The sequence below is a fragment of the Hyalangium sp. genome (genome assembly GCF_035629615.1).
Taxonomy (GTDB): domain Bacteria; phylum Myxococcota; class Myxococcia; order Myxococcales; family Myxococcaceae; genus Hyalangium.
In genome coordinates this window covers 1-8,151 of sequence record NZ_DASPHO010000221.1, presented here as the reverse complement: position 1 = coordinate 8,151, position 8,151 = coordinate 1, and the positions used below count along the sequence as shown (strand labels likewise).

The 8,151-nt window shown below is 71.6% G+C and carries 6 protein-coding genes; 3 read left to right on the top strand and 3 right to left on the bottom strand.

All coding sequences use genetic code 11. From position 1 onward, the window contains the following. Together VD972_RS11280 and VD972_RS11275 are read right to left on the bottom strand one after the other, a co-directional pair. A partial coding sequence (locus tag VD972_RS11280) for a YcaO-like family protein (RefSeq protein ID WP_414654047.1) occupies positions 1-863 on the bottom strand: 863 nt, incomplete at its 3' end. 109 nt (positions 864-972) lie between these two features. Then, positions 973-1,557, bottom strand: coding sequence for a TIGR02265 family protein (locus tag VD972_RS11275; RefSeq protein WP_324985147.1), 585 nt, complete (start codon positions 1,555-1,557; stop codon positions 973-975). Between the two features lie 175 nt (positions 1,558-1,732). On the opposite strand from VD972_RS11275, the gene VD972_RS11270 reads away from it, so the two are divergent. From VD972_RS11270 to VD972_RS11260, 3 genes are read left to right on the top strand one after another with little or no spacing between them, the layout of a single operon-like run. Next, positions 1,733-2,371: a sigma-70 family RNA polymerase sigma factor gene (locus VD972_RS11270; RefSeq protein ID WP_324985144.1), complete on the top strand. Its 639-nt coding sequence runs from the start codon at positions 1,733-1,735 to the stop codon at positions 2,369-2,371. Then, positions 2,368-2,907: a zf-HC2 domain-containing protein gene (locus VD972_RS11265; RefSeq protein ID WP_324985141.1), complete on the top strand. Its 540-nt coding sequence runs from the start codon at positions 2,368-2,370 to the stop codon at positions 2,905-2,907. Before VD972_RS11270 ends, VD972_RS11265 begins: the two co-directional genes overlap by 4 nt. Beyond that, on the top strand, positions 2,907-3,446 hold the full coding sequence (locus VD972_RS11260; protein WP_324985138.1) for a hypothetical protein: 540 nt from the start codon (positions 2,907-2,909) through the stop codon (positions 3,444-3,446). Before VD972_RS11265 ends, VD972_RS11260 begins: the two co-directional genes overlap by 1 nt. Positions 3,447-3,476: 30 nt before the next feature. Here the strand turns inward: VD972_RS11260 and VD972_RS11255 are convergent. After that, the coding region (locus tag VD972_RS11255) for an excinuclease ABC subunit A (RefSeq protein ID WP_324985135.1) at positions 3,477-8,151 on the bottom strand (4,675 nt) is incomplete at its 5' end.

The following is an 8,151-nucleotide window of genomic DNA, read 5'->3' as shown; positions in this document are numbered from 1 at the left end:
TCCAGCAACGCGCGCAGCAACGCCTGATCCCGCCCGAGCGCGCACCCATACCCCACGGTGAGCGGCGCCGGCCCCTCCTCCGCGTCCACCAGCACCGCCGCGCCCACCGGCAGCCCCACCGCCCCCGGCGTCCGCGAGGTGGGCGTCACATCGAAAAGGTACACGCTGAACCCCCGCTCCCGCAGGGCCCTGGCCAGCTCCTCGGTGCGAGGAGCCGCGCGCCCGAGCACCACGGGGCCCAGCATCCGACGCCGCACGACCTCCTCCGTCCACCCGTCCGGCAGCGCTCGGGTGAGCTGATCCCGCTCCGTGGCTTCGAGCAGCGCCCGCAGCAGCGCACGCCTAGCGTCCGGGTGCGCCCCGGTGCCATTGCGCGTCCAGGCCACGCTCACGGGTCCCAGCGCCACCGCGCCCGCGGGCGGGCAGTGCACCCCCTGCGCCGGCACCCAGACGGGCCTCCCCGAGTGCAGCTCCGTGGCCTGTCTCCACGCGCACCGCACCGAGTCCCCCCACAACCGGGGCTCCACCAGCCTCCCCGCCGAGCCCAGCGCCTCGGCGCTCCAGGCACTCCCGGTGCGCTCGTCCAGCTCGGCGCGCGCCCCCCACACCAGCCGGCTCGCCGGCACGTGCTCCGACGCCCACAGCTCCGCCGCCTCGAAGAGCGCGCCCAGTGCCGCCTGCTCGAACGTCAGCCCGTGGCCTGTCAACACCGGGCGCGGCGGGCCGGCGGGCCGTATGGCGCACGCCACCTCCACGCCCGTGCGATCCAACCCCGTCACCCGCGCCACCCGTGTCACCTCCATGGCCTCGGCCAGCCGCGCCTGGAAGATCTGCGAGACAAGGACTTGTTTGGTAGGAAGCACGGCGCACAACCTTAGCCTGAAAAGGAGGCGTGTCCGTGGACTTCCTGCGCACCCATGGAGATGAGGAGCGCCGGATCAGCAGGGCCTGCGCGGACGAGCACTCAGACGCCTAGTCCCACTGACACTGATACTCGCAGTGCGGGCCACCCTTGGCGACGCACTTCGTGTGGGTGACGCGCGCAGACTGGCCACCGGACAGCTCGATGGCGCGCTGGTGCCAGCCGACGATGGTGAGGCAGTCCGTCTCGGTGACGTTCTCCGCGCCGAAGGTGCGCAGGATGGCGGACTTCGGGCCCGTCTTCTCGTAGGTGCGCGAGCCGACGGCGTAATAGAAGCGGTAGATCTGCGGCGCCTGGCTCAGCAGGAAGTGCGGCTCCCCAGGCCGCACGAAGACGTGCTGGGCTCCCTTGAGGTTCTCGTCCGCGGAGGCGCGGCCCATGTCGATGAAGGCCCGGGTACGATCCTCGGGGGACAACACGTCCGCGATGGCCGCGTCCAGGCGCAGGTTGAGATCGAACGGGTACCAGTTGATCGGAAGGATCATCTTCCGCAGCAGCGCCTGATCCGCCGCCGGCAACCGCCGCAGCACCTCGTCCAGACGCGCCTGCCCCCCCTGCTGGCGCACCAAGTTCAGGCGGGAGATGAGCACCGTGCCCTTGATGCGCGAGTGAGGGGGAGAGCCTGCCGTGGACATGGAGGAGAGCCCCAGAGGGCTTGGGGGCGGCATTGTGGCAGTGACGGACGCGGCGGGGCAACCCAATGCAACCGCCCCTCGAACCGGCGGAGCAGCCTGGCCCCTCATCCTCCGAAAATCCGCGGCGCTCGTGCCAGGCTGTAACCTTTTTCTCCCCCGCGTGTTCCAATTGAACGTGAAGGCCTGGCACACAGAGAGAGGCGGCGCGCTCCCCCGCCTGGCGGTGGCGAGCGCCTCGGCCTCCTCGGACGAAGAGCTGTGCCGCGCCTTCCTGGACGGTGACGAGGCGGCCTTTGGCGCCCTGGTAGAGCGATATCGCACCCTTGTCTTCTCGCTGGTGCGCCGCTTCGCGCCCCGGCCCGAGGACGCGGCGGATCTGGCGCAGCAGGCCTTCCTGCGCGCGCTGGAGGCCTCCGACCGTATCTTCTCCCGCTGGAAGCTGACGAGCCCCACGCCCTTTCGTTCCTGGCTGGTGCGCATCGCGCTCAACCTGGCGAAGAACCACGCGCGGCAGAGCCACCGCTGGCGCCTGGCCCTGCTGACCGAGGTCGACGCCGCCGCGGCCGACACCCGCGAGTCCCCCCAGGAGGCACTGGAGCGCCAGGAGCGCGAGCGGCGCCTCCAGGCCGCGGTGCTGGCCCTGCCTCGCCGCCAGCGAGAGGTCCTCACGCTCCGTGTGGACGCGGACCTGCCCTTTCGAGACATCGCCGAGACGCTCGGCATCACCGAGAACAACGCCAAGGTGCAGTTCCACCACGCCGTGAAGCGCCTGAAGGCAGAGGTAGGCGGCGCAGCGGAGGAGAAGGACGAATGAGCGCGTGCAAGGACTTCGAGGAGCTGTTGACGCTCCACGCCGCGGGGGCGCTGGAGCCGAGCGAGGAGGCGCGGGTGCGTGCGCACCTGGAGTCCTGCGCCGCATGCCGGAGCGAGGCGGCCTCCACCGCGCGAGTCCTCGCGGAAGTGGCGCTGCCGCCCCCCGCACCGAAGATGCGAGAGCGGATGGATGCGCTCCCTCAGCAGGCGCTGGGCACGTGGCGACGAGAGCAGGTGCGCCAGGCCTTCCGGGCTCGGACGGCGGGGGCGGTGCTGGCGGCAGCGGCCGTGGTGCTGGTGGTGGTGGGCCCTTCACTCCGGCCCACGGGAGTGACGCCTGCTTCCGTGTCACTCCCTGCCTCCCCTTCCTCGGAGACGCTGTCCGACTTCGAGCAGTGGGCCTCCGCGGATCCGCTCGGCGAGGAGCTCGATTCGTTCCTGGCCGAGGACGACGCGGACTTCTGGGCGGAGGAGGCCGAAGTGGAGCCTTCCGCGAGTGAGCTGTTCCTGAACCTGAACTCTGGAGAGACGCCGTGATGAAGCCGATTCGAGTGGCTGTGTTGACCCTGGCCTTGTTGCCGCTGACCGCGCTCGCGGCGCCCCCCGACGCGCAGGCGGAGACGGAGGCGGAGCAGAACGCGGAGAAGCAGCTGCGCCTGGCGCGCGTGCTGGGACTGGCAGAGGAGCTGGAGCTGGACTCCGCCCAGGCCTTGAGGCTGGACGAGACGCTGCGCAAGTTCGACGAGCGCCGCCGCCCGCTGCGGGAGCAGGTCCGCGAGTCCGCAGAGACGCTCGAGCGCGCGGCGGATGGGGACAGCACCGCCTTGTCTCAGGTGGAGCAGGCCGCCCAGCGCGCCTTCGACGCCCGGGCACAGCTGGCGGCGCTGGACCGGGAGATGTTCCAGGCGCTCTCCAAGGATCTGCCGCCACAGAAGCGTGCGAAGCTGGCGCTCTTCATGGCCCGCTTCGACAACAAGTTCATGAAGTTCAAGCACAAGTTCAAGTCCCGCGGGGAGGCGCGCGAGAAGATGCGCAAGCAGATGCGGATGTTCCGCGGGCTGGACGAGCGCGGCTGAGCGCCTGGAGCCGCGCGCTCCGGGTGGACGTCATTGTGCGGCGGTGCGGGCCTTGCGCTCCTCCCCTTGAGCGAACAACGCCTTGAGCACGCGCCCCGTCGCCGTCTTCATCCGGCACAGCTCACGGGGCGTCCCCGAGGCCACGATGCGGCCTCCCTCCTCGCCCCCCTCGGGCCCCAGCTCCACCACGTGCTCCGCGGCGGCGATGACCGTGGGGTGATGCTCGATCACCACGAGCGTGTCTCCTCGATCCACCAGCCGCCCCAGGAAGGTGATGAGCCGGTCGACGTCCCCCAGGTGCAGCCCCGTGGTGGGCTCGTCGAGCACGTAGAGGGTCGGCTCGTGGCGCGCGCTGGCCGTCAGCTCCGCCGCCAGCTTCAGCCGCTGCGCCTCCCCGCCTGACAGCGTGTTGGAGCCCTGGCCGAGTTGCAGGTACCCCACCCCGAGATCCGAGAGGCACTCGAGCGGCGCGGCCACCTTCGGCAGCGCGCGAAACACCTCCTTGGCCTCGTCCGCGGACAACCGCAGCACGTCTCCGATGGTGAGCCCGTGGTAGCGCACCTCCAGCGTGGCCGCATCGAAGCGGGCCCCGCCACACACCTCGCACGGCGTCACCACGTCCGGGAGGAACGACATCTCGTGGGAGATGGCCCCCTGCCCCTCGCAAGCGGTGCACCGACCTCCGGCGGCGGTATTGAAGGAGAAGCGCGCCGGGCTGAAGCCCCGGATCTTCGCCTCGGGGGTGGCGGCGAAGACGCGACGCAGCTCGTCCCAGATGCCCAGGAACGTCGCCGGCACCGAGCGCGGGGTGCGGCCGATGGGTGACTGGTCCACGGCCAGCACCCGGGAGACGGCATCGGCGCCGTGGAGCGAGTCGAACAGCCCCGGCTTCGGCGTCACGAGCCCCAGCGCCTCCCGCAGTGCCGGATACAGCACCTGGCGGACAAGCGTGCTCTTGCCCGAGCCCGACACGCCGGACACGACGGTGAGCCGGCCCACGGGCAGCCGCAGCTCAACGCGCTTCAGGTTGTTGGCGCGGGCCCCCTTCAGTTTGATCCACCGCTCGGCCTCTCCCCGGGAGGACGGAGGACGGATCTGCGACGTCCGGAGTGCCCGCGCGGTGGGGGAGTCCTCGCGCTGGAGCACCTCCTCCGGCGTGCCCTCGGCCAGGATGCGCCCACCCCCGCGCCCGCCAGTGGGCCCCAGGTCGATGAGGTGGTCTGCCGCGCGGATGGTGTCCGTGTCGTGCTCGACCACCAGCACGGAGGAGCCAGTGTCCACGAGCGCCCGCAGGTTGGACAGCAGCCGGTGGGTGTCTCGTGGGTGCAAGCCGATGGTGGGCTCGTCCAGCACGTACAGCGCGCCCGTGAGCCCCGCACCGAGCTGCGCGGAGAGGCGCAGCCGCTGCATCTCGCCCCCTGAGAGCGTCGCGGCGGCCCGGTCCAGCGAGAGGTAGCCCAGGCCCACGCGCTCCAGGAACTCCAGGCGCCGGACGAGCTCCTGGCGCGAGGGCTCCCCGATGAGCGCCCTGTCCCCGCGGAACTTCCAGCCCTGGACGCGCGAGAGCGTGGCGGTGACGGAGTTCTGCACCACCTCGTGGTACCGCGCACCCTCGAGCCGCACCCCACGAGGCACGGGGGCCAGCCGCGAGCCCTGACAGGTGCGGCATGGCGCGGTGTGGCCCTCGGCGATGGCCTCGGCGCCACCCTCCACGCCGGTGCCCTCACAGGCCTCGCAGCGCCCCTGCTTCGTGTTGAAGGAGAACCAGCGCGGATCCAGCTCCGGCACGGCCGTTCCACAGCGCGGACAGGTGCGCTCGGTGGACAGCAGCGTCTCGCCCTTGCCTCCCCGGACCTTGAGAGCGCCCTGCCCCCAGCTCAAAGCCCGATCGAAGACGGCGCGCGGCAGCTTCGCGAGCTTGCCCTCGTACATGACGAGATCGATGTCGTGCTCGCGCGTCTTCGTCAGCCGCGGCGGATCGTCCGTGCTGGAGACCTGCCCGTCCACGATGGCGGAGGTGATTCCAGCGCGGGCGGCGGCGGCGAAGAGATCCAGGTAGGTGCCCTTGCGCGCACGGACCGCAGGGGCCAGCACGGTGCCATCCCCCTTCGCCCCGGAGAGCTGCGCATACAGCGCGTCCGGCGTGGTGGAGGCGATGGGGACGTCGTCGTTCGGGCAGTGCGGCTGGCCCAGCTTGGCGAAGAGCAGGCGCAGGTAGTGAGCCACCTCGGTCACGGTGGCCACGGTGCTCGTAGCGCCCGCCCGCGAGGTGCGCTGCTCCAGCGCCACCGTGGGCGGGATGCTGCTGATGCGCTCCACGTCCGGGCGAGGCATGGTGGGCAGGAACTGCCGCGCATACGGCGTGAGCGTCTCCAGGAAGCGCCGCTGCCCCTCGGCGAAGACGACATCGAACGCCAGAGTGCTCTTCCCCGAGCCGCTGGGTCCCGTTACCACCGTCATCTTCCCCAGGGGAATCCGGCAGGAGATCTCCTGGAGGTTGTGCTCGCGCGCGTGCACCACCTCGATGGCGGGACTGCCCGCGCCTGCTCCCCGTGCCTTCATCGGGCGCCGGGCCGCCACGCCCTCTCCTCGCAGCGCCGCCGCGGTCAGCCCCGCCGCCTGCGCCACCTCCTCCGGAGTGCCCTCGGCCACCAGGCGCCCGCCGTGGCGCCCGCCACCCGGCCCCAGATCGATGATCCAGTCCGAGCCACGCATCACGGAGAGATCATGGTCCACGACGACGACGCTGGCGCCCCGCTCCACCAGCGCGTGCAGCGCCGCGAGGACCTGGCGCACATCGAGCTCATGGAGGCCCGCACTCGGCTCGTCGATCAGGAAGAGCGCGCCCTTCGCCTCGCTCGCCAGCGCCCGGGCCAGCTTCAGCCGCTGCGCCTCGCCGCCAGAGAGCGTGGACAGGGGCTGCCCCAGCGACAGGTAGCCCAGGCCGAGCCGCGCCACCGGCCCCAGGGTACGCTGCAACACGGTGTCGCCACCGAAGTGCTTCAGCACCTCGTCCACGGTGAGCTCCAGCACCTGCGCGACGCTGAAGCCCTGGTGCTGGATGGCGAGCACCTCCTCCTTGAAGCGCCGGCCCCTGCAGGCGGCGCAGCGCAGCGCCACGTCCGCGAGGAACTGCATCTCCACCGTCTCGTAGCCCTCGCCCGAGCAGGCCTCGCACCGGCCCTTGTCCACGTTGAAGGAGAAGTGGGCAGCGGTGAGGCCCCGCACTTCCGCGTCGGGCTCACTGGCGAAGCGCTCGCGCAGCCGATCCCACGCCTTGGTGTACGTGGCGGCGTTGCCTCGCGAGGTGCGCCCCAGCGGCGACTGGTCCACGAAGGTGATGGACTTCACCGCCTCGGCGCCCTCCAGCGCCTCCAGCTCGCCGGGAGCCTCCACGTCCTTCTCGCCCAGCCCTCGCGCCAGGGGCCGGTACAGCACCTCGTCCATCAGTGTGCTCTTGCCGGAGCCGCTGGGGCCGGTGATGGCGCACAACACTCCCAGCGGTACCCGCACCGTGAGGCCCTCGAGGTTGTGGGCCCGAGCGTTGCGGATGACGAGCTCCCCAGTCCGCGTCCGTGGCGTGCGTGGCGTCTCCTGGGTGCCCGCCAGGAGCTGGCCCGTGGGGAGATCCGTCCGCTTCGCCAGCGCCTCGGGGGAGCCATCGAAGCACAGCCTCCCCCCGTGCTTGCCTGCACCTGGCCCCAGCTCGAGGACGCGGTGGGCCGAGCGGATGACATGCTCGTCCTGCTCGATGACCAGCGTGATGTTGCCGCGATCGGCCAGCTCCGCCATGGCCTCGGTGAGCGGGCGCACGTCGCTGGGGTGCAGGCCCACGGTCGGCTCGTCCAGCACGAAGAGGGCGCCCGTGAGCGACGTGCCGAGCGCCGCGGTGAGCGACACGCGCTGAGCCTCTCCGCCCGAGAGCGTCCGCGCAGGGCGATCCAGCGTGAGGTAGCCCAGCCCCACCCGCAGCAGGTAGCGCAGCCGGCTGGCCAGCTCCTTGCGAGCCAGCTCGCCCTGGCCGGTGGTGGTGCGCAGGGCCTCCAGGCGCTCGCACGCGTCGGACAGCTCCAACCGGTGCCAGGCCGCCAGATCCAACCCGCCCACGCGGTACGCCAGGGCCTGCTCGTTCAGCCGCGCCCCCTGGCAGCGCTCACACAGCGAGTAGGCCCGGTAGCGCGAGAGCAGCACCCGCACGTGCATCTTGTACGTGCGGCTCTCCATCCACCGGAACCACGCACGCACCCCAGGGTACGCCCGCCCGCCGTCGTAGCCGCCCTCGCCCTCCAGCACCAGCTCCCGCTGCGCCGGCGTGAGCGAGCTCCACGGCTTGTCCAGGGGGATGCCCATGGCCCGGGCGTACCGGTGGAGCATGTTGCGCTCCCAGTCCGAGGTCTTCCCCGTCCACGGCCGGATGGCCCCCTGCGCGAGGCTCAGCGCGGCGTTGGGGATGACCTTGTCCCAATCGACGCCAATGGTGCGCCCGAAGCCACGGCACGTGGCGCATGCGCCCGTGGGCGACTGGTAGCTGAAGAGGCCCGGCCGCGAAGGCTCGAACTCGCGCGTGCACTTCGGGCACACGAGGCCTCGGCGGATGCGCCGGGAGACGCCGCCCGGGAGGAACACCCGGGCCTCGCCCTCACTGCGCGCCCACGCGTCCTCTAGGGCCTGGGTGACGCGGGAGAGCTGTCCGTGCGACAGCTTC

Excerpts from the sequence above, each read along its gene's own strand:
- VD972_RS11275 (WP_324985147.1), bottom strand. The coding sequence starts at position 1,557 with ATGTCCACGGCAGGCTCTCCCCCTCACTCGCGCATCAAGGGCACGGTG.
- VD972_RS11265 (WP_324985141.1), top strand. The coding sequence starts at position 2,368 with ATGAGCGCGTGCAAGGACTTCGAGGAGCTGTTGACGCTCCACGCCGCG.
- VD972_RS11260 (WP_324985138.1), top strand. The coding sequence starts at position 2,907 with ATGAAGCCGATTCGAGTGGCTGTGTTGACCCTGGCCTTGTTGCCGCTG.